This is a genomic window from Streptomyces sp. NPDC023723 (assembly GCF_040639815.1).
Taxonomy (GTDB): Bacteria; Actinomycetota; Actinomycetes; order Streptomycetales; family Streptomycetaceae; genus Streptomyces.
Genome location: NZ_JBFAAP010000049.1, coordinates 18,823 through 38,302 on the forward strand (window position 1 = coordinate 18,823; position 19,480 = coordinate 38,302).

The window sequence follows — 19,480 nt, forward strand, 5'->3', positions numbered from 1 at the left end:
CCCGCGATGTCCGCCCCGAACACGGTCCCGGCCGCCCCGAACGCGTCCCCGGCCGCCCTGTACACGCCGCTGCGCGAACTCGACCCCGACGTCGCCGCCGCCGTCGACGCCGAGCTGCGCCGCCAGCAGTCCACCCTGGAGATGATCGCCTCCGAGAACTTCGCGCCGCTCGCGGTGCTGGAGGCCCAGGGCTCGGTGCTGACCAACAAGTACGCCGAGGGCTACCCGGGCCGCCGCTACTACGGCGGCTGCGAGCACGTCGACGTGGTCGAGCAGATCGCCATCGACCGGATCAAGGCGCTGTTCGGCGCCGAGCACGCCAACGTGCAGCCGCACTCCGGTGCCCAGGCCAACGCGGCGGCGATGTTCGCGCTGCTCGAGCCGGGCGACACGATCATGGGCCTGAACCTCGCGCACGGCGGGCACCTGACCCACGGCATGAGGATCAACTTCTCCGGCAAGCTGTACGACGTCGTCCCGTACCACGTGGGCGACGACGGCCTGGTCGACATGGCCGAGGTGGAGCGCCTCGCCAAGGAGAAGCGGCCCCGGCTGATCGTGGCCGGCTGGTCGGCGTACCCCCGGCAGCTGGACTTCGCCGCGTTCCGCCGGATCGCCGACGAGGTCGGCGCGTACCTGATGGTCGACATGGCGCACTTCGCCGGGCTGGTCGCGGCGGGGCTGCACCCGAACCCGGTGCCGCACGCCCACGTCGTGACCACGACCACGCACAAGACGCTGGGCGGTCCGCGCGGCGGTGTGATCCTCTGCACGGCCGACCTGGCCAAGAAGATCAACTCCGCCGTCTTCCCCGGTCAGCAGGGCGGCCCGCTGGAGCACGTGATCGCCGCCAAGGCGGTCGCCTTCAAGATCGCGGCCGGCGAGGAGTTCCGGGACCGCCAGCGCCGTACGCTGGAAGGCGCCCGCGTGCTGGCCGAGCGCCTGGTGCGGGACGACGCGCGGGCGGCCGGGGTCTCGGTGCTCACCGGCGGCACCGATGTCCACCTGGTCCTGGTCGACCTGCGCGGCTCCGCGCTGGACGGACAGCAGGCCGAGGACCGGCTGCACGAGGTCGGCATCACGGTCAACCGCAACGCCGTACCCAACGACCCGCGACCGCCGATGGTGACCTCCGGACTGCGCGTCGGCACCCCGGCACTGGCCACCCGCGGCTTCGGCGCCGAGGACTTCGCCGAGGTCGCGGACGTGATCGCCGAGGTGCTGAAGGCGCCCTCGCCCTTCGGGGCGGCCGACGCGCAGGCGCTGAAGGCCCGGGTCACCGCCCTGGCCGACCGCCACCCGCTGTATCCCGGGCTCGACCAGTAGCCCGCCCCGCACGGGGGGCCGGCCCGCCACAAGCGGGCCGGCCCCCCGTGAACCACCCCCGCTAAGGAGTCCCCGTGGCCATCTCGGTCTTCGACCTGTTCTCGGTCGGCATCGGGCCGTCGAGTTCGCACACGGTCGGCCCGATGCGCGCGGCCCGCATCTTCGCCCGCCGGCTGCGCGGGGAGGGCCTCCTCGGCTCCGTCGCCGCGGTCCGGGCCGAGCTGTACGGCTCGCTGGGCGCCACCGGCCACGGCCACGGCACCCCCAAGGCGGTGCTGCTCGGATTGGAGGGCGACTCCCCGCGCACGGTGGACGTGGAGACGGCCGACGACCGGGTGGCGGCGATCCGGGCGGACGGCCGGCTGCGCCTGCTCGGCACCCACGAGATCCCCTTCTCCTACGACGACGACCTGGTCCTGCACCGCCGTAAAGCCCTCCCCTACCACGCCAACGGCATGACCCTGTGGGCCTACGACGACCAGGGCGGCGAACTGCTCACCAAGACGTACTACTCGGTGGGCGGCGGCTTCGTGGTCGACGAGGACGCGCTCGGCGCGGACCGCATCGTGCTCGACGACACGGTGCTGAAGTACCCCTTCCGCACCGGCGACGAGCTGCTGCGGCTGACCCGGGAGACCGGCCTGTCGATCTCCGCGCTGATGCTGGAGAACGAGCGGGCCTGGCGCACCGAGGACGAGATCCGGGCCGGCCTGCTGGAGATCTGGCGGGTGATGCGGGAGTGCGTGGCCCGCGGCCTGTCCAGGGAGGGCATCCTGCCCGGCGGCCTGAAGGTCCGCCGCCGCGCCGCGCACACCGCCCGCAAGCTGCGCTCCGAGGGCGACCCGCTGGCCCTCTCGATGGAGTGGATCACCCTGTACGCGATGGCCGTGAACGAGGAGAACGCGGCCGGCGGCCGGGTGGTCACCGCCCCCACCAACGGCGCCGCCGGCATCATCCCGGCCGTCCTGCACTACTACCTGGACTTCGTGCCCGGCGCCGACGAGGAGGGCGTGGTCCGCTTCCTGCTGGCGGCCGGCGCGATCGGCATGCTGTTCAAGGAGAACGCCTCCATCTCCGGCGCCGAGGTCGGCTGCCAGGGCGAGGTCGGCTCGGCCTGCTCGATGGCGGCGGGCGCGCTGGCCGAGGTGCTCGGCGGCTCGCCCGAGCAGGTGGAGAACGCCGCGGAGATCGGCATGGAGCACAACCTCGGCCTCACCTGCGACCCGGTCGGCGGCCTGGTCCAGATCCCGTGCATCGAGCGCAACGGCATGGCCGCGGTGAAGGCGGTCACCGCGGCCCGGATGGCGATGCGCGGCGACGGCTCGCACAAGGTCTCGCTGGACAAGGTCATCAAGACCATGAAGGAGACCGGCGCCGACATGTCGGTGAAGTACAAGGAGACCGCCCGCGGGGGGCTCGCGGTGAACATCATCGAGTGCTGAGGTTCTAGGCTCTGACCAGCGCGTTTCCATCTTTCAGCGCTGTCAGGGCCTTCCCTGTCTGCACGGCGGGAAGTGAGCGACCGGTTGACGTCCTTCTGACCTCGTGGACGGCACCGGGCAGAGCCGGAGAGGCCCACAGCAGTCGGCCGGACGGATCGGCCAGGACCTGCACGTTCATCCCGTGTGTCTTGTGTCTGCCGGAGTAGAAGGGGCGGTCCGCGGCGATGCGGTCGATGGGCGGCAGGGTGCCGTCCAGCAGCCTGCCGGCCCGGGCTCAGGCGCCGCCACCGGGTGCCGGGCCCGCGACGGTGTCGGCGGAGCTTGGCGGACAGGAAGCGCAGGACAGAGCTGGACACGTCGATGCCCGACGGGCAGACAAACACCCGAAGCCTCTGGTGGAGACGGCCCAACTGACCTGCCCCGCGACGAGGTTGGAAAGGGCTCACTGGCGGCCGGAGCGGGGACACCGCCGCGGTCAGCCGCCTCAGCAGCTCCGTCATCACCAGGTCTGGGCATGTGGGAAGCCTCTTCACGATCACCAGTCGGACCCGATCACCATCGTCCGTCGGCGGGAGCAACGGCAGGTCACCCTCAGAACCCAGCCCGCTCCCCGGACACGTTGAGTAACCGATCACGGAAGTTGAGCCAGAACCGCAACTCGTAAACAGAGCCACCCGGTCCAGTACCTGATTCACCCAGCCGCCAAGAGCCATCACAAGCGACCCAACTGGTGGCGCGAGCAGGACTGAGCGGGAGCAGTACGCTCCCGCGCCATCGCTCTTGGGCGCGGGAGTGTCTGATCAACGGCGCCCCACAGCCGGCCGCCAGGCCGTAATGATCTCCGCGCGCGGCTGCGGCTGCGGCCCCGGCGGCCGCCCCAACGACAGCAAGGACTACCTGGTCCCCACGGTGCCCCTCGAGCTGGCCATGGCGCCCGACGTCCCGGCAATGACCGAGCCCGTCCCGCTTCACCAGACGTCCTTGGCCTCGGCCCACGAGAACAGGCCGGCCGGCTGACCGAGACAGGCTCCGCATCCTCCCGAACCCCGGCTGACCGTCCACTTCGCCCATCCCGACGCCCCCACCGGCGAAGTGAAACCCGGCGCCCACCCCCATTGCGCTCGGCATCCCTCCGGTACGGCCGGCGCCCGCATCATGACTGCGCCGGCGCGACGGCGGAAGACCCGCTACCGGGCGTGGACGCCGAAGGCGCGGATGAAGGTGTGTACGCCGCTGGCAACGACACTGCGCAGTCGGCCTTCGGCGACGTTACGCGGATCGGGCTGGTCGTCGTTGGCAAGGAGGAGCGTCAGGGCACCGAAGTGGAACGCCGCGGTACGGGCGTCGTCGATGTCCAGGAGCCCGGCCTCCACGAAGCGCTCGAAGCGGGCGGCGAGCGCATGCACGACTGGCTCGGTGGACACGTCGTCGGCGGGAGCCTCCGTCTGCCACCGGCGCTGGTTGACGAGGGTCAGAACACCTCCGTAGCCCTGCGACCCGGTCATCATCGTCGCCAGGTCGACGGCCAGGTCCGTGAGCGCCTCTTCCAACTGCGCAAGCGTTTGGATGTCCACGTCATCGATGTGCCGCCGCAGAGCACCGTCGGTCGATGTGCGCAGCGCCTCCGACACATCGGCAAGGATCGCCAGGAACAAGAGCTGCTTACTGCCGAAGTGACTGTAGAGCGACCGGTGGCGGGGTCGTCGAACGTGAACTGCTGGAAGTCGTCGACGATCAGGTTGACGACCTTGCTGGTGGTCAGCGTGGTGCCGTCGGCCGGGTACCGGCCACCGCGCGCGGTGGTGACCGTGCCCTTCTGGACCAGGGTCGCCTTCGCCGCGACTATGGTGCCGCCCGGCGTGCTGTCACCGACCGCCGGCCCGCCCTCCCCGGGGGACTCGCCCGTGCCGCTCGACGCACTGGCCGAAGGACTGGGGCTGCTCGACGCGGACGCGGAGGCCGAGGCGGAGGCGCTCGCTCCGCCCCCCGACCCCTGCTGCGTCACCCACAGGGCCGCCGCCTCGTCGTCGGCCGACAGCTCGACCAGGACATAGCGTCCGTCCCGGCCCCGCTCCGCGAGCTCGGCCGCCGTGTTCGCGTACACCTTCGTAACGGTCCGGTCCGTCACGGCGAAGGTCGACGTCGTCAGGGACGAGGTGTCGATGTCCTGGTCGTACTCGACCGCGACGGCGATCAGCTTCTGGCCGTCGCCGAAGACCTCGGTGATGGCGGTGGCGCTTTGGACGGGTGCGGTCGACGAGTCCGTGCCGGCCGGCTCGGCGGCCGAACTGTAGGCCGCCGTACCCAGCACGGCCACGGCTCCGGCCGTAGCGGATCCGGCGATGAACGTCCGCCTGGCAACCAATGCAGACTCCTTCGTTGATGCGAGTGCCATCACGGCGACACCGCGATGGTCCGCCTGCCGGAAGCCGGACGCGATCACCGACCGGGGCCTTCCGGGGCCCTTCGGTACGGCGGGAGCATTCCGGCCGTCCGGCTTCCCAGCGGCGGCCTCGACATTACGAACGTAACGTTTGCGAGAGCTGTGAGCGACCTGGCGGATGACGGCCGACGCCCTCTCCCCCAGCTCCGCCCGCCACTCCCCGGACCAAGGTCAGCGATATATCGTGATACTACTGATCGTGTCGGAGTCCCTTACGGAGGAGTGCGAATGTCCACCGAGCCAGCCACCAGCCCGTTGCGCGATCCCCAGGTCCAAGCGGTACTCGAGCGTCTGTACAGCCAGCGTCGCCGCCCGTCCGGCGGCGGCCCCGGCGGCGGCCCCGGCGGCGGCCGCGTCGTCCGCGACCCACACGACTTCGCCGACATCGGCTTCTCGATCCACCCGGCTCAGGGAGACCTGATCTACCTGCTCTGCCGGGCGATCGGCGCGACGCGGACCGTGGAGTTCGCCACCTCCCTCGGCGTGTCCACGCTCTACTTCGCCGCCGCGGTCCGCGACAACGGCGGCGGGACGGTGATCGGCTCCGAGATCGTCCCGGAGAAGGCCGCCACCGCCCGGCGCAACCTGACCGAGGCCGGCCTGGCCGACATCGTCGACCTGCGGGTCGGGGACGCCCGCGAGACACTGCGCGATCTGGGCGGCCCGGTCGACTTCGCGCTCATCGACGGCTGGCCGGTCAGCTCGGGCCCCACGCTGGCCCGCCAGGTCGTTGAGCTGATCGCACCGCAGCTGAGGACCGGCGCGATGATCATGAACGACAACGCCGAGCCCGACTATCTCGACTACATCCGGGACCCGGCGAACGGCTTCCGGTCCGTCTCCCTGCCCCTCAAGGGCTCGACCGAGCTGTCGGTGAAGGTGGACGCGGTCACTGGTTCCTGACCGCCGGCCGGGCCGCTGCGAGGTGCCGGACGGCCAGGCGAGCAGCCCCGAGCGGCAGAGCCCCGGGAACGCCTCGTGAACCGCACACGGCATCCCGGGCGGCCGGACACCCGAGGGGCCCGCCGCCCGGCACGGAACAGGCGGCTGGCCCCGGAACGGAGCGACCGCACCGGTTCACCCGGTGGCGGCCACGGGTTTCGGCCCGGGACATCGCGACCGCCGGAGGGCTGAGGTCCCGCCCCACTCCGCCGGTCGCACACCGTCGCGCCGGCGCCGCTCAGCCCAGCGCCGCGGTCGCCCGTCGCAGGTCCTCCAGGGCCGCCAGCGCGTACGGCGCGAACTCCTCCGTGTCGTCGCGGTCGCTCTCGGACCACTGGGCGTAGCCCCGCTTGAAGGCGAGCACGCCCAGCTCGCCCGCCAGGTGCGCGACCGGATCGGGCACCCCCCGGGCGACCAGCGCCGACGTCATCGCCGCCGCCAGCCCGACGCTCTTGAGGGCGTCGCGCTCCTGGAGTTCGGTACTGGCCGCGATGGCCGCCTTCAGCCGGGGGCCGAGTTCGCGGTTGGCCGGCCCCATCACGCTCGACGCGCGCTCCAGACCGGCCGCCACCGCCTGGAGCGGGCCGGCGTCCGCGGGCGCCTCGGCTATGCCGTCGGCCAGCAGCCGGCTGAGCGTCTCCTGGCCGGCCACCAGCAGCTCGCGCTTGTCGGAGAAGTGCCGGAAGAAGGTGCTCTTGGTGACGCCGGCCCGCTCGGCGATCTGCGCCACGGTGGTGGCGTCGTACCCCTGCTCGGTGAAGAGGTCGACGGCCGCGACGACGAGTCGCTGGGTCGCTCCGGGTTGCCATCTAGCCATACGCACAGGATAGGTGATGGGACTTCTGTCCCGTCACAGGTGTAGGGTCGATGACGGGACAAAGGTCCCGTCACCCGTCACTCACCTGTCTCCCGTCCTTCCGAGGAGTACTCATGCATGTCTTCGTCACCGGCGGCACCGGCACCATCGGCTCCGCCGTCGTCACCGAACTGCTCGGCAACGGGCACACCGTCCTCGCCCTGGCCCGCTCGGACGGCTCCGCGCGGACCCTGGAGGAGGCCGGCGCCAAGGTGCTGCGCGGCGAACTGGCCGACCTCGACGTCCTGCGGTCCGGCGCCGCGCAGTCGGACGGCGTGATCAGCCTGGCCTTCGGCCGCGACTACGCCAGCCCGGACGCGCTCGCCCGGGGCATCGCCGAGGAGACCGCCGCGCTCACCGCGCTGGGCGACGAACTCATCGGCGGCGACCGCCCGCTCGTCACGGTCTCGGGCACCCCCTGGGTGCCGGGGCGGACCGCCACCGAGGCCGATCCGGCGCCGACCGACGGGCCGGTGGGCGGCCGCGGCCGGGCGGTCACCGCGCTGCTGGACCGGGCCGCCGACGGACTGCGGAGCATGGCGGTGCGGATGCCGCGCACGGTGCACAACCAGGGCCGGGGCGGATTCGCCGGTCTCCTCGCCGACCAGGCCCGCCGCACCGGGGTGGCCGGTTACCCGGGCGACGGCAGCCAGCGCTGGCCGGCCGTGCACGCGCTGGACGCGGCGGTCCTGTTCCGGCTGGTGCTGGAATCGGCGCCGGCCGGGACGGCCTGGCACGCGGTGGCCGACGAGGGCGACGCGGTGCGGGACATCGCGACGGTGATCGGGCGGCGGCTGGGCCTGCCGGTCGAGCGGGTGCCGGAGGAGACCTTCGGCCCGTTCGGACCGATCTTCGCCGCGGACCAGCCGGCCTCCGCCGCCCGCACCCGGGAGGCCCTCGGCTGGCGGCCGACGCACCCGAGCCTGCTGGCGGACCTGGAGAACCTCCGGCCCTGACCGCGCCGCGGGCCTGAGCGAAGACCGCCACCTTCGTCTTACATTCTGATATCCGCTTTCCAGAACATAAGACAGCTTGAGAAGGTGGCGAGGTCAGTACCTTTCGCACGTGAAAGACCAGGACATGCCCGCACCAGCCACCGGCCCGGCCGCCGCCCCCGTCAACCCGCGCTCCCGCGTCCTCATCGCCAGCCTCATGGGCACAACGATCGAGTTCTACGACTTCTACATCTACGCGACCGCCGCGGTCCTGGTCTTTCCCAAGCTCTTCTTCCCGAGCAGCGACCCGACCACGGCGCTGCTGTCCTCCTTCGCGGTGTTCGGCGCCGCGATGGTCGCCCGGCCGATCGGGGCCGTCTTCTTCGGGCATCTCGGGGACCGGCTCGGCCGGAAGAAGACACTGGTGGTCTCGCTGCTCACGATGGGCGTCGCCACCTTCCTGATCGGCGTGCTGCCCACCTACGCGCAGGTCGGCTGGGTGGCCACCGCGCTGCTCGTGCTGATGCGGCTGGCCCAGGGCTTCGCGCTCGGCGGCGAGTGGAGCGGCGCCGCGCTGGTCGCCACCGAGAACGCGCCCAAGGGCAAGCGCGCCCTGTACGGCACCTTCCCGCAGCTCGGCGCCCCGCTCGGCTTCATCATCGGCAACGGCCTGTTCCTGATCATCGGGGCGGTGCTGCCGTCCTCGGCGGGCGCCGACCCGACCCAGCCCTCCGAGGCGTTCGCCAACTGGGGCTGGCGCATCCCGTTCCTGTTCTCCGCGGTGATGGTCGCGATCGGCCTGTGGGTGCGCTCCCGGCTGGTGGAGTCCGCGGTGTTCGCCAGGACCCGGGAGTCCGGCAAGGTCCGCAAGCTGCCGCTGGCCACCGTCGTCCAGGGCCACTGGAGGCAGCTGATCCTGGGCACCTTCATCATGCTGGCCACGTACGTGCTCTTCTACCTGATGACCACGTTCTCGCTGAGCTACGGCCGCACCGCGAAGGACGCCGCCGTGCCGGGCCTCGGCTACAGCTACACCACCTTCGTACTGATGATGATCTTCGGCGTGCTGTTCTTCGCCGTGTTCACCCTGGTCTCCGGCCCGCTCGCCGACAAGTACGGCCGCCGCGCCACCCTGATCTGGATCACCGCCGCGATCGTCGTCTTCGGCCTGGTCTGGGTCCCGCTGATCGGCCTGGGCACCCTCGGCGTCGTGCTGTGGCTGGTCCTCGGCTTCACCCTGATGGGCATGACCTTCGGCCCGATGGGCGCGCTGCTGCCGGAACTCTTCCCGACCAGCGTGCGCTACACCGGCTCCGGCATCTCGTACAACGTCAGTTCGATCCTGGGCGCGGCGGTCGCCCCGTTCATCGCGGTGGCACTGTGGGAGGCCGGGGACGGCTCGCCGTGGCTGGTCGGCGTCTACCTGTCCGCGATGGCCGTACTGACCCTGATCGCGCTGCTGCTCGGCAAGGAAACCAAGCACGTCTCCCTGGACGAGGCGGACGGGGTGAGCGAGGCGGACGGGGTGAACGACGCCGAGTCCCCCGCGCCCGCCGCCGGCACCCACGCCCCCGCGGCCTCCCCCGCCCCCTGACGTCCACCGGCGTTCACCACCACCGGAACCCGAGCTTCCGCGCGCCCAGCGTACGGCTGTCGTTCCAGGGCATAACAACAACTCCCGGCCCCACCGCACTTGTACCGCACGAGGCACCCGAGGGAGTCCCCATGCTGCGCGGCATCGACGTGAGCGCCTACCAGTCCGACACCTACGACACCGACGGCCTCTCCTTCGTCTTCATCAAGGCGACGGAGGGCCGTTCGTACACCAACCCCAAGCTGTCGGCCCAGACCAAACGGGGCCGCGACGCCGGACTGGTCGTCGGCTTCTACCACTTTCTGTGGCCGGGCAATCTCACCGCCCAGGCCGAGCACTTCGTCGCCAAGGCCCCGGACAGAGCCGGCGACATCCTGGCCGTCGACTGGGAGTCCACCGGCGACGGCAATCACGCGAGCAACGCCGAGAAGGACCGCTTCATCAAGAAGGTGAAGGAACTCCGCCCGGACCACCGGGTCATGCTGTACTGCAACCGGAACTTCTGGCTGACCGTCGATACGACGTCCTACGCCGGCGACGGCCTGTGGATCGCCGACTACGTCTCCGCCGGCAAGCCCCGCATCAAGGCCAAGTGGCGCATCCACCAGTACACGGCCGAGCCGCTGGACAAGAACGTGGCCGACTTCGAGAGCAAGGCGGCGCTGAAGAAGTGGGCGGACGGCGCCTGAGCCGTCCGCCCCCGGGAGTCAGCCCCGGAACTCCGCCGGCCGCTCCTCGGACGCCTCCGCCAGCGCCTTCCGGACCGCGTCCACGTCCCCGCGCAGCCCGTACACCGGGGTGCCCGGCTGCTGGCGCCAGGAGTCGTCGATGCCGCCCGCGTCGACCGTGTCAAACCCGAGTTCCCCGATCAGGGCCCGGACCTTCGCCTTGGCCGCCGGGTCGTCGCCGGCCACCGGGAGGGCCATCCGGCCGGGGTCGCCGGCCGGGCGGGGGCGGTCCAGGATGTCCTGGGCGTAGGTGCCGTTGAACGCCTTGATGACGGGGTGGCCGAGGTGCTGTTCCGTCCAGCGGCTCTCGGTGCGGCCCTCGTCCTCGATCCCGGCGATCCGGCCGTCGCGCTGCCGCGGGTAGTAGTTGCCGGTGTCGATGACCGCGAGGCCGTCCGCCGCTTCGCCGAACAGCCCCCCGGGCAGGTCCGGGACCGCCTTCAGCGGCACCGTGACCACCACGAGTTCGGCGCCGCGGGCCGCGTCCTCGGCCCGGACCGGCGTCGCGCCGGTCTCCTCGGCGAGCGCGGTGAGGGTGTGCGGGCCGCGCGAGTTGGCGACCGAGACGTCGTGGCCGAGGGCGGTGAGCCGCCGGGTGAGGTTGCCGCCGATGTTGCCCGCGCCGATGATGCCGATCTTCATGGTCCGGCTCGCCTGACCTTCCGGGTCGTGAGTACGTCGTGGATGTGCGGTACGCCGTCGGGCATCCGTAACCGGACCGGTGGGCGGGCTATTCCTCGGTACCTCCGAACGGGTCCGTCAGTTCCGCGCGCAGGATCTCGGCGGCGCCCGCCGCGTCGCCGTCCGCGACCGCCCGGACCAGGGCCGCGTGGGCGGCGTCGCCGTGCCCGGGTTCGTCCGTGCGCAGACCGGTGAGGGCGAGCAGGTCGACCAGGCCGTCCCGCAGCACCGGGACGAACTGGGTGAACAGGTCGGTGAGCACGGGGTTGTGGGCGGCGGCGACCACGGCCGCGTGCAAGGCGATGTCGGCGTCGACGAAGGCCGCGTCGTCCCCGGCCGCCGCCGCCCGGCGGCCCGCCAGTGCCGTGTGCAGGGCGGTGATGTCGTCGTCGGTGCGGCGCTGGGCCGCGAGCCGGGCGGCGTGCACCTCGACGGCCATCCGGACCTCGTAGACGTCCGTCACCGCGGCCCGCCGCAGCCGGGCCGGCCAGTCCTCGACCGGCTCGGTGGCGATGACGAACACGCCGGCGCCCTGCCGGGGCCGGACCAGTCCCGCGCCGGACAGCGCGCGCAGCGCCTCGCGGACGGTGGAACGGCCCACGCCGAGTTCCTTGGCCAGGGTGGTCTCGCCGGGCAGCCGGGTGCCGACCGGCCAGTGGCCGCCGGTGATCTGCTCGCGCAGCCGGGCGGTGGCCTGCTCGACCAAGGGGCTGGGGCGGACGGCGCCTAGCGGCATGGGGTCACCAATCGACGGGCGGGCGGGAAGAGTGTTCCTCGGCAAAAAGGGCGTCCGTCCGCACGGACGCCCTCCCGCGTCACTTGTTCAGGAACGCCCAGAACTCGTCGAACGACAGCAGCTTGTCGCCGTTCAGGTCGCGGCTCTTGATGATCGCCTCCGCGACGGACTCGGTGACGTTCCAGTCGCCGCCCTGGGCCAGCGCGGTCTTGAACTCGGCCGCCGTGATGTGCCCGTCGCCGTCCGCGTCGATCCGGTCGAACTGCTTGCGTGCTTCCTCGATGTCCGCCACCGATCCGCCCCTCATCCTGTGCTCTGGTCCTGCCATGAACGTCGTACTGACGCTGGTCAGATTAACGTTCCGGTCGTCTTCCTGGGTTCCGGGGTCAGTGCCACGGCTCGTAGTGCGGGTTGCTCCGGCACTCGTCCATGATCTCGGTCTTGGTCCGCTTGTCGACCGGGCAGACACCGATGACGTACTCGCGGTCGACGCCGCCGGGGAAGGCGACCTCGGCCTGGGCGGCCCAGCGGTGGGTGTCGCCGATGGTCTCGTTCACGTCGATACCGCCGGGGGCGTCGATGTAGTAGTTCCAGCCGGACTTGTACCAGGTCTTGTACAGGTCGTGGTCGTAGGAGGTCGACACGTACGGGGAGGGCTGGTTGACCAGGACGTACTGCTCGATGTCGTACTGGCCGCCCACCACGTCCCGGGGCTGGAAGCCGTCCTCGAAGATCACGTCGGGGCCGCGGCCGTCGCTGCGGTAGAGGGTGCCGCAGGTGGTGCGCCAGGCGGGGGCGGGGGTGATGCGGTCGAGGTCGACGCGGCGGTCGGCGGCGGCCTTGAGCTTGTCTTCGAAGACCGGGCAGGAGGGCGCGGCGGCCCGGGCGGCGGCCGGGGCGGCGGCGGGGACGGCCTGCGGAAGGGTGGCGGCCGTTGTGGCGAGGACGGCGGCGAGGGAGAGGACGGCGGCGGCGGTGCGGCGCCGCAGACGAGTGATGATCATGGGAAGCAGGATCACGGGCCGGAACGGGCACCGCGCGGAATGTCACCCGTGGGTGGCGTGTCCGCCGAACTCCCCGCGGACGGCGCCGAGATGGTGCTAGCGGTCCACCACGCGCATCTCGAACCAGGTCGTCTTGCCGCGCGGCAGCAGGTCGACGCCCCAGCGGTCGGACAGCTTGTCGACCAGGAAGAGACCGCGGCCGCTGAGGTCCAGCGGCTGGACCGGCAGCAGACAGGGCAGCCCCCGGGACGGGTCGCGGACCTCGACCCGGACCCAGCCGGGCCGGCGCCGCATGCGCAGGCCGAAGACGCGGGCGCCGGTGTGCCGTACGGCGTTGCCGACCAGCTCGGAGACGAGGAGGACGGCGTCCTCGGCGAGTTTGGGGCTCAGTTGCCACTGGCGCAGGACGACGACCTGGGCGAGCCGGCGGGCGGTGGCCGCGGACTCCGGGCGGGAGGGCAGCGGAACCTCGCCCTCCGTGGGATCCCCGAACAACTCGATCGCCCGCAGCGCGTGTTCGTCCTCGACCGCCGGCGACCAGCGCGCAGCGGTCGCACGTCCGGCTCCCCGTGGCTGCCCCGTGTCCTCCAGCCCCGCCATGCCCCCATCATGGCCGCCCGCGGCACCTTCCGGGGCCGTTCCGGGGGAATACGCCGGGGCCCCGGGCGGCACGGAAGAGCGGCTTCCGGCATATGCCAGAGGCAGAACAGAAATCGAAAGACGCCTTGTGAACTGGGGGGACTATTCGAGCAGTGCGGTGCGACGGCCGCTGATCCCCCGCCCGGCGCAAGGCCGCCTCAGTCCCTCCATAAACCGCTCCAACGAGGGACCCGGCCGCTACACCGCGTCAACAGCGCGCCGTTCAGATGAACTTCGCCTTGCCGGGTCCCTCCTCGACGAAGCTGCGCATCCCGCGCTCGCGGTCCTCGGTGGCGAACAGCCCCGCGAACCAGTTGCGTTCGACGGTGAGACCGGTGTCGAGGTCGGTCTCCAGGCCGGTGTCGACCGCCTCCTTCGCCGCGCGCAGCGCGATGGCGGGGCCCTGGGCCAGCCGGGCCGCCCAGGCGTGCGCCTGCTGGTGGACCTCGGCGGCCGGGACCACCCGGTCCACCAGGCCCAGCGTGAGCGCCTCGGCGGCCTTGACCTGGCGGCCGGTGAAGATCAGGTCCTTGGCCCGGGACGGGCCGATCAGCCGGGCCAGCCGCTGGGTGCCGCCGGCCCCCGGGATCAGTCCGAGCAGGATCTCCGGCTGGCCGAGCTTGGCGTTGTCGGCGGCGATCCGGTAGTCGGCGCAGAGGGCGAGTTCGCAGCCGCCGCCGAGCGCGTACCCGGTGACGGCGGCGACCACCGGCTTGGGGATGCGGGCGACGGCCGTGAAGGAGTCCTGGAGCGCCCGGGCCCGCAGCACCATCGCCGCGTGGTCCATCGCCTGCATCTCCTTGATGTCCGCGCCCGCCGCGAACACCTTCTCGCCGCCGTAGAGGACCACGGCCCGCACGTCGGCGCGGGCCGCGGCCTCCTCGGCGAGCTCCTTCAGCCGGTCCTGCGTGGCGGTGTCCAGCGCGTTCATCGGCGGGCGGTCGAGACGCAGCGTGCCGACGCCCTCGGCGACTTCGAGATGTACGGTCATGCCCGCAGGTTAACGGGGACTAACCGCCTTGGATAAGGCTCACGCCGTCCACTTGTCCCAGGACATGTTCCAGCCGTTGTACCCGTTGTCCGGGGCCACGGTGGCGTCGTCGGAGTTCTTGACCACCACCACGTCGCCGATCATCGAGTTCTCGAAGAACCAGGCGGCCGGCGCGTCCTCGTCCCAGCCGCCCTTCGTGTCGCGCAGGCCGACGCAGCCGTGGCTGGCGTTGCGGTTGCCGAAGGCGTCGCCGCCCCAGTAGTTGCCGTGGATGAAGGTGCCGGAGGTGGTCAGCCGCATGGCGTGCGGGACGTCCTTGATGTCGTACTCGCCGCCGTAGCCGACCGTCTCGCCGTTCATCCGGGTCACCGAGAGCTTCTCGCTGATGACCATCTGGCCGTTCCAGGTCTCGTAGCCCGGGGCGCCGGTGGTGACCGGGATCGTCTTGATGGTCTCGCCGTCGCGCCGCACCTTCATGGTGAGCTTCTTGGCGTCGACGACCGAGACCTGGCTGCGGCCGATGGTGAAGGAGACCTGCTTGGCCTGCTCGCCGTAGACGCCGTCGCGGCCCTCGACGCCGTCCAGGTCGAGGTCGACGGTGACCTTGGTGCCGGCCTTCCAGTACTTCTCCGGGCGGAAGTCGAGGCGGTCGTTGCCGAACCAGTGGCCCTCGACGTCGACGGCCGGCTCGGTCTTGACGCTGATGGCCTGCTCGACGTCCGCCGGGTTGGTGATGCCCCGGGTGAAGCGGATCGAGAACGGCATCCCGACGCCGACCTTCGAGCCGTCCTCGGGGGTGAAGGTGCCGATGAAGGTGTTCTTCGGCGTCAGGGTGGTGAAGCGGGAGTCCTCGGCGGCGGTGCGGCCCGCGGAGTCCTCGGCGACCGCGTGCACGGTGTAGGCGGTCGAGGCGGCCAGGTGCGAGGACGGCGTCCAGGTGGCGCCGTCCCCGGCTATCTTCCCGGCCACCTTCTCGCCGTCGGAGTCCTTCACCACCACCTCGGTGAGCTTCCCCTCGGCGACCTTGACCTTCAGGTCGCCGCTGGTGTCGACGGCCTTGGCGCCGTTGGCCGGGGCGATGCTGACCACGGCCTCGGACTGCTTGCTCTGCGCGGCCGTCGAGCCCTTCCCCTCGCCGTCACCGGACCCGGACCCGGAGTCCGACCCTCCCCCGCCGCACGCGGTGACCGCCAGCAGCAGCGCCCCGACGGCCAGCGCCGAAAATTTCCGGCCGCCGCGTCCCCGTGCCGAAGCCCCCGATATCGGACGCACGTTCAAGTCGTTCTCCCCTCGCCGGGCCCGGTCCGGCCCGCACCCCAAGTGCGCCTGCGCGCACCGGCGCATCGTAACCGCAGGCCAGCAAGGGTTTGCAGGGGTCGTTTGTCACTGTTGTGTACCGAGTTCGCCCCGGGCGGTGGATCACCGCACCGCGCTTCCCTCCCGCCACCGCCGCCAGCTCATGTTCCAGCCGCCGAGCCCGTTGTCGGGGGCGACGGTGCGGTCCTTGCTGTGTCTGACCTCGACGACGTCACCGACCAGACTGCGGTCGTAGAACCAGCCCGCCGGGGTGTCCGCCCCGCCGCCCCGGACATCGCGCAGGCCGACGCAGCCGTGGCTGACGTTGGTCTGGCCGAAGACCTCCCGCGGCGCCCAGTAGTTGCCGTGCAGGAAGGTGCCGGAGGCGGTCAGCCGCATGGCGTGCGGGACGTCCGGGATGTCGTACTCGCCGCCGAAGCCGACCGTGCGGCTGTTCATCCGGGTCACGTCGAGCATCTCGGCGACCACCATCTTGCCGTTGTACGTGGTGGTCCCGGCGGCGCCCGCGGTGACCGGCACGGTGCTGAGGAGTTCGCCGTCGCGCCACACCTTCATGGTCTTGCGGGCCGCGTCGACCACCGAGACCTGGCTGCGGCCGACGGTGAAGGCGACCTTCTTGTGCTGGAGCCCGTACACCCCGCGCGCGCCCTCCACGTCGCGCAGCCGCAGGTCGACGGTGACCTCGGTGCCGGGTCGCCAGTAGTGCCGGGGGCGGAAGTCGAGGCGGTCGTCGCCGAACCAGTGCGGGCGGATCTCCACGGCCGGTTCGGCGCTCACCCGGACGGCCCGCTCGACGGCGGCGCGGTCGGTGATCTCCCGGTTGAACTCCAGGGAGACGATCATGCCGGTGCCGACCGTCGACCGGTTCTCGGGGGCGACGTACCCGATGAAGCGCTCCTCGGGGACGTACGTCGTGAAGCTCGCGTGCCGCGCGGAGCGGCGGCCGTCCTCGTCGACCGCGACGGCGTCGACGGTGTACTTGGCGGCGAGCGCGAGGCGCCGGTCGTCGGGGTCCCAGCGCCGTCCGTCGGCGGAGATCCGGCCGGGCACCGGGGTGTCCCGCGCGTCCTGCGACTTGACCACCCGGACCGACTCCAGCCGCCCCTGCGGCACCCGGACCGACAGCTTCCGGCCGGGCCGCACCCCCTTGTCGCCGTCGTCCGGGACGATGCCGATGCCCTCGCCGGGACCTCCCGGTTTGCCGAACACCCCGCCGAGCCCGGTCCCGCCCGAGGTGCAGCCGGCCACTCCGGCCAGCAGTCCTGCCCATGTCAGTACGGCGGCCAGCGCGGCCCCCGCGCGCCGTGCGCGCCCGTGTACGTGGTTCACATCCACCCGTAACGACCGGTCCGCCCTGGGGAAACGTGAGTGCGAGCCGCGCTCTGGGCAGAACTAGGGAGGAGGACGACGCGACGGAGAGCGGCGGCCGGGACGCCGTACGCCCGTTTTTCACCCGTCTCGGCCCGTCGTCCCACGAGCCGTGGGAGGCCGACAGGTGTCCAGCGCAGCCGAGCGGGAGGCGGTGGCCGGGAAGCGGGCCGCCGAGGACGGGCGGGTGGCCGCCGCGGCGAACGGGGTACGGCGGACCGCGCCGCCGGCCGCCGTGCCCGCCTGGCCGGGCACGCCGGTGCCGCTCGGCGCCCGGTTCCGGACCGGCCCGGACGGCGTGGTCGGCACCAACTTCGCGCTCTGGGCGGGCGGCGCGGAGGCGGTCGAGCTGTGCCTGTTCGACGACAGCGGGCGGGACGGCGGCGGACGGGAGCGCCGGGTCCGGCTGACCGAGCTGACCCACGAGATCTGGCACGGGTTCGTGCCGGGGGTGCGGCCCGGTCAGCGCTACGGCTTCCGGGTGCACGGCCGCTGGGATCCGTGGACCGGCGCCCGCTGGAACCCGGCGAAACTGCTCCTGGACCCGTACGCCCGCGCGGTGGACGGCGACTTCCGGCTGCCGCCGCAGGTGTACGGCCATGTGCGGGACTGGCCGGAGCAGCACGTCGCCGACACCGTGCGCGACGACCGGGACTCCGCGCCGCACGTGCCCAAGGGCGTCGTCGTCCATGACGACGACGACTGGGCCGACGACCACCGCCCCAAGACCCCGTGGGCCGACTCGGTCATCTACGAACTGCACGTCCGCGGCTTCACCGCCCGCCACCCCGGCATCCCGCCCGAACTGCGCGGCACCTACGCGGGGCTGGCCCACCCGGCGGCGATCGCCCACCTGACGGGGCTGGGCGTGACCGCGGTGGAGCTGCTGCCGGTGCACCAGTTCGCCCACGAGAGCCATCTGCTGGAGCGCGGCCTGTCGAACTACTGGGGCTACAACTCCATCGGCTACTTCGCCCCGCACGCCGGCTACGCCGCGGCCGGCACCCGGGGCGAGCAGGTCGGCGAGTTCAAGCGGATGGTGCGGGCGCTGCACGCGGCCGGCATCGAGGTGATCCTCGACGTGGTCTACAACCACACCGCGGAGGCGGGCGAGCTGGGCCCGACGCTGTCCCTGAAGGGCATCGACAACCGGGGCTACTACCGCCTCCAGCCGGACGCCCGCCGGTACGCCGACTACACCGGCTGCGGCAACACCCTGCACGTGGTCCAGCCGCAGGTGCTGCGCCTGATCACCGACTCGCTGCGGTACTGGGTGACCGAGATGGGCGTGGACGGCTTCCGGTTCGACCTGGCGGCGGCACTGGCCCGCTCGATGCACGACGTCGACATGCTCTCCCCGTTCCTCGCGGTGATCGCCCAGGACCCGGTGCTGCGCCGGGTGAAGCTGATCGCCGAGCCCTGGGACGTCGGCTCCGGCGGCTACCAGGTGGGCGCCTTCCCGCCGCTGTGGACCGAGTGGAACGACCGGTACCGGGGCGCGGTGCGGGACTTCTGGCGGCACGCCCTGCCCGACGTACGGGAGATGGGCTACCGGCTGTCGGGCTCCAGCGACCTGTACGCGTGGGGCGGCCGGCGCCCCTACGCCTCGGTCAACTTCGTCACCGCGCACGACGGCTTCACCCTGCGCGACCTGGTCTCCTACCAGCGCAAGCACAACGAGGCCAACGGCGAGGGCAACCGGGACGGCACCGACGACAACCGGGCCTGGAACTGCGGCACGGAGGGCGAGACGCAGGACGAGACGGTACGGGCGCTGCGCCGCCGCCAGTTGCGCAACCTGCTCACCACCCTGCTGCTGTCCACGGGCGTGCCGATGCTGGTGGCCGGCGACGAGCTGGGCCGCACCCAGGGCGGCAACAACAACGCGTACTGCCAGGACAACGAGATCGGCTGGCTGGACTGGACGCTGCTGGACGACCCCGGCTGGCGGGCGCTGCACGACCTCACCGCACGCCTGATCCGGCTCCGGCACACCCATCCCGTGCTGCGCCGCCGGGCCTTCTTCGCCGGCCGGCCGCAGACCGCCGACGGACTGCGCGACCTGGCCTGGTTCACCCCGCGGGGCACCGAGATGACGCAGCGGGACTGGTACGCGCCGGCCGCCACGCTCGGCATGTACCTCTCCGGGCGGGACATCCCGGGCCGCGACGAGCGCGGCGCGCCGATCGTCGACGACAGCTTCCTGGCCGTGCTGCACGCCGGGGCGGGCCCGGTGGGCTTCGTACTGCCGGCCGCGCCCTGGGCCGAGCGGTACGAGGTGGTGGTGGACACCGGGCGGGAGGAACAGGACCGGGCGCCGGGCCGGACGCACCCGGCCGGGGCGGAGATCACGGTGCCGGGGCGGACGGTGCTGCTGCTGCGGGTGGCGGGCTGAGCGATTTCGCGACCTGGTGGGCCCGTCTTTCGCGACCTGGTGGGCCCGTCTTTCGCGACCTCGTGAGCCCGTCTTTCGCGACC

17 protein-coding genes and 3 pseudogenes are annotated in these 19,480 nt (G+C 72.0%); 8 read left to right on the plus strand and 12 right to left on the minus strand.

Annotated elements, in window-relative coordinates; genetic code table 11:
* Window positions 1-6 precede the first annotated feature (6 nt).
* Window positions 7-1,326, plus strand: a complete 1,320-nt coding sequence (gene glyA / locus AB0G32_RS32505; protein WP_361171582.1) for a serine hydroxymethyltransferase — start codon at window positions 7-9, stop codon at window positions 1,324-1,326.
* A gap of 74 nt (window positions 1,327-1,400) precedes the next feature.
* A complete protein-coding gene (locus tag AB0G32_RS32510) occupies window positions 1,401-2,768 on the plus strand; it encodes an L-serine ammonia-lyase (protein WP_361171586.1) in 1,368 nt (455 codons plus the stop codon).
* A gap of 94 nt (window positions 2,769-2,862) precedes the next feature.
* Here the strand turns inward: AB0G32_RS32510 and AB0G32_RS32515 are convergent.
* Window positions 2,863-3,151 (minus strand): annotated as a pseudogene (locus AB0G32_RS32515) (transposase family protein); the annotation flags it as partial.
* Window positions 3,152-3,602: 451 nt separating this feature from the next.
* On the opposite strand from AB0G32_RS32515, the gene AB0G32_RS32520 reads away from it, so the two are divergent.
* Complete coding sequence (locus AB0G32_RS32520; protein ID WP_361171589.1) at window positions 3,603-3,785, plus strand: hypothetical protein; 183 nt, start codon at window positions 3,603-3,605, stop codon at window positions 3,783-3,785.
* A 170-nt stretch (window positions 3,786-3,955) separates the two neighbouring features.
* On the opposite strand, the gene AB0G32_RS32525 is transcribed toward AB0G32_RS32520, so the two are convergent.
* Window positions 3,956-4,423: a TetR/AcrR family transcriptional regulator C-terminal domain-containing protein gene (locus tag AB0G32_RS32525; protein WP_361171592.1), complete on the minus strand. Its 468-nt coding sequence runs from the start codon at window positions 4,421-4,423 to the stop codon at window positions 3,956-3,958.
* A 185-nt stretch (window positions 4,424-4,608) separates the two neighbouring features.
* A pseudogene (locus AB0G32_RS32530) lies at window positions 4,609-5,163 on the minus strand (hypothetical protein); the annotation flags it as partial.
* 276 nt (window positions 5,164-5,439) lie between these two features.
* Here AB0G32_RS32530 and AB0G32_RS32535 point away from each other — a divergent pair.
* The gene (locus AB0G32_RS32535; RefSeq protein ID WP_361171595.1) at window positions 5,440-6,114 is read left to right on the plus strand and encodes a class I SAM-dependent methyltransferase; all 675 of its coding nucleotides are present in this window, start codon (window positions 5,440-5,442) and stop codon (window positions 6,112-6,114) included.
* Between the two features lie 277 nt (window positions 6,115-6,391).
* Here AB0G32_RS32535 and AB0G32_RS32540 read toward each other — a convergent pair whose 3' ends face one another.
* Window positions 6,392-6,970 (minus strand): helix-turn-helix domain-containing protein, encoded by a 579-nt coding sequence (locus AB0G32_RS32540; RefSeq protein WP_361171598.1) that lies wholly within the window; start codon window positions 6,968-6,970, stop codon window positions 6,392-6,394.
* Window positions 6,971-7,083: 113 nt separating this feature from the next.
* Here AB0G32_RS32540 and AB0G32_RS32545 point away from each other — a divergent pair, with 113 nt between their 5' ends.
* The 3 genes from AB0G32_RS32545 (at window position 7,084) to AB0G32_RS32555 (ending at window position 10,227) form a co-directional block, all read left to right on the plus strand.
* Window positions 7,084-7,965 carry an SDR family oxidoreductase gene (locus AB0G32_RS32545; protein ID WP_361171601.1) on the plus strand — a complete coding sequence of 294 codons (882 nt, stop codon included), beginning with the start codon at window positions 7,084-7,086 and terminating at the stop codon, window positions 7,963-7,965.
* Between the two features lie 124 nt (window positions 7,966-8,089).
* Window positions 8,090-9,538 (plus strand): MFS transporter, encoded by a 1,449-nt coding sequence (locus AB0G32_RS32550; RefSeq protein ID WP_361171661.1) that lies wholly within the window; start codon window positions 8,090-8,092, stop codon window positions 9,536-9,538.
* A gap of 131 nt (window positions 9,539-9,669) precedes the next feature.
* Window positions 9,670-10,227, plus strand: coding sequence for a glycoside hydrolase family 25 protein (locus AB0G32_RS32555; protein ID WP_361171604.1), 558 nt, complete (start codon window positions 9,670-9,672; stop codon window positions 10,225-10,227).
* 18 nt (window positions 10,228-10,245) lie between these two features.
* Here AB0G32_RS32555 and AB0G32_RS32560 read toward each other — a convergent pair.
* The 8 genes and pseudogenes from AB0G32_RS32560 to AB0G32_RS32595 form a co-directional block, all read right to left on the minus strand.
* A pseudogene (locus AB0G32_RS32560) lies at window positions 10,246-10,935 on the minus strand (NAD(P)-binding domain-containing protein); the annotation flags it as partial.
* Window positions 10,936-10,996: 61 nt separating this feature from the next.
* Entirely contained in the window at window positions 10,997-11,683 is a 687-nt protein-coding gene (locus AB0G32_RS32565; protein ID WP_361171607.1) for an FCD domain-containing protein, read from the minus strand.
* 79 nt (window positions 11,684-11,762) lie between these two features.
* Window positions 11,763-11,975 (minus strand): EF-hand domain-containing protein, encoded by a 213-nt coding sequence (locus tag AB0G32_RS32570; RefSeq protein WP_361171664.1) that lies wholly within the window; start codon window positions 11,973-11,975, stop codon window positions 11,763-11,765.
* Window positions 11,976-12,069: 94 nt separating this feature from the next.
* A complete protein-coding gene (locus tag AB0G32_RS32575) occupies window positions 12,070-12,687 on the minus strand; it encodes an ADP-ribosyltransferase (RefSeq protein ID WP_361171610.1) in 618 nt (205 codons plus the stop codon).
* A 96-nt stretch (window positions 12,688-12,783) separates the two neighbouring features.
* Window positions 12,784-13,287: an ATP-binding protein gene (locus AB0G32_RS32580; protein ID WP_361171613.1), complete on the minus strand. Its 504-nt coding sequence runs from the start codon at window positions 13,285-13,287 to the stop codon at window positions 12,784-12,786.
* A 262-nt stretch (window positions 13,288-13,549) separates the two neighbouring features.
* Complete coding sequence (locus AB0G32_RS32585) at window positions 13,550-14,317, minus strand: enoyl-CoA hydratase-related protein (protein WP_361171616.1); 768 nt, start codon at window positions 14,315-14,317, stop codon at window positions 13,550-13,552.
* A 39-nt stretch (window positions 14,318-14,356) separates the two neighbouring features.
* On the minus strand, window positions 14,357-15,595 hold the full coding sequence (locus tag AB0G32_RS32590) for an Ig-like domain-containing protein (RefSeq protein ID WP_361171619.1): 1,239 nt from the start codon (window positions 15,593-15,595) through the stop codon (window positions 14,357-14,359).
* A 141-nt stretch (window positions 15,596-15,736) separates the two neighbouring features.
* Window positions 15,737-16,963, minus strand: a complete 1,227-nt coding sequence (locus tag AB0G32_RS32595) for an Ig-like domain-containing protein (protein ID WP_361171622.1) — start codon at window positions 16,961-16,963, stop codon at window positions 15,737-15,739.
* A 166-nt stretch (window positions 16,964-17,129) separates the two neighbouring features.
* Between AB0G32_RS32595 and glgX the strand changes: the two genes are divergently transcribed.
* A complete protein-coding gene (glgX, locus tag AB0G32_RS32600) occupies window positions 17,130-19,397 on the plus strand; it encodes a glycogen debranching protein GlgX (RefSeq protein WP_361171625.1) in 2,268 nt (755 codons plus the stop codon).
* Window positions 19,398-19,480: the final 83 nt, after the last annotated feature.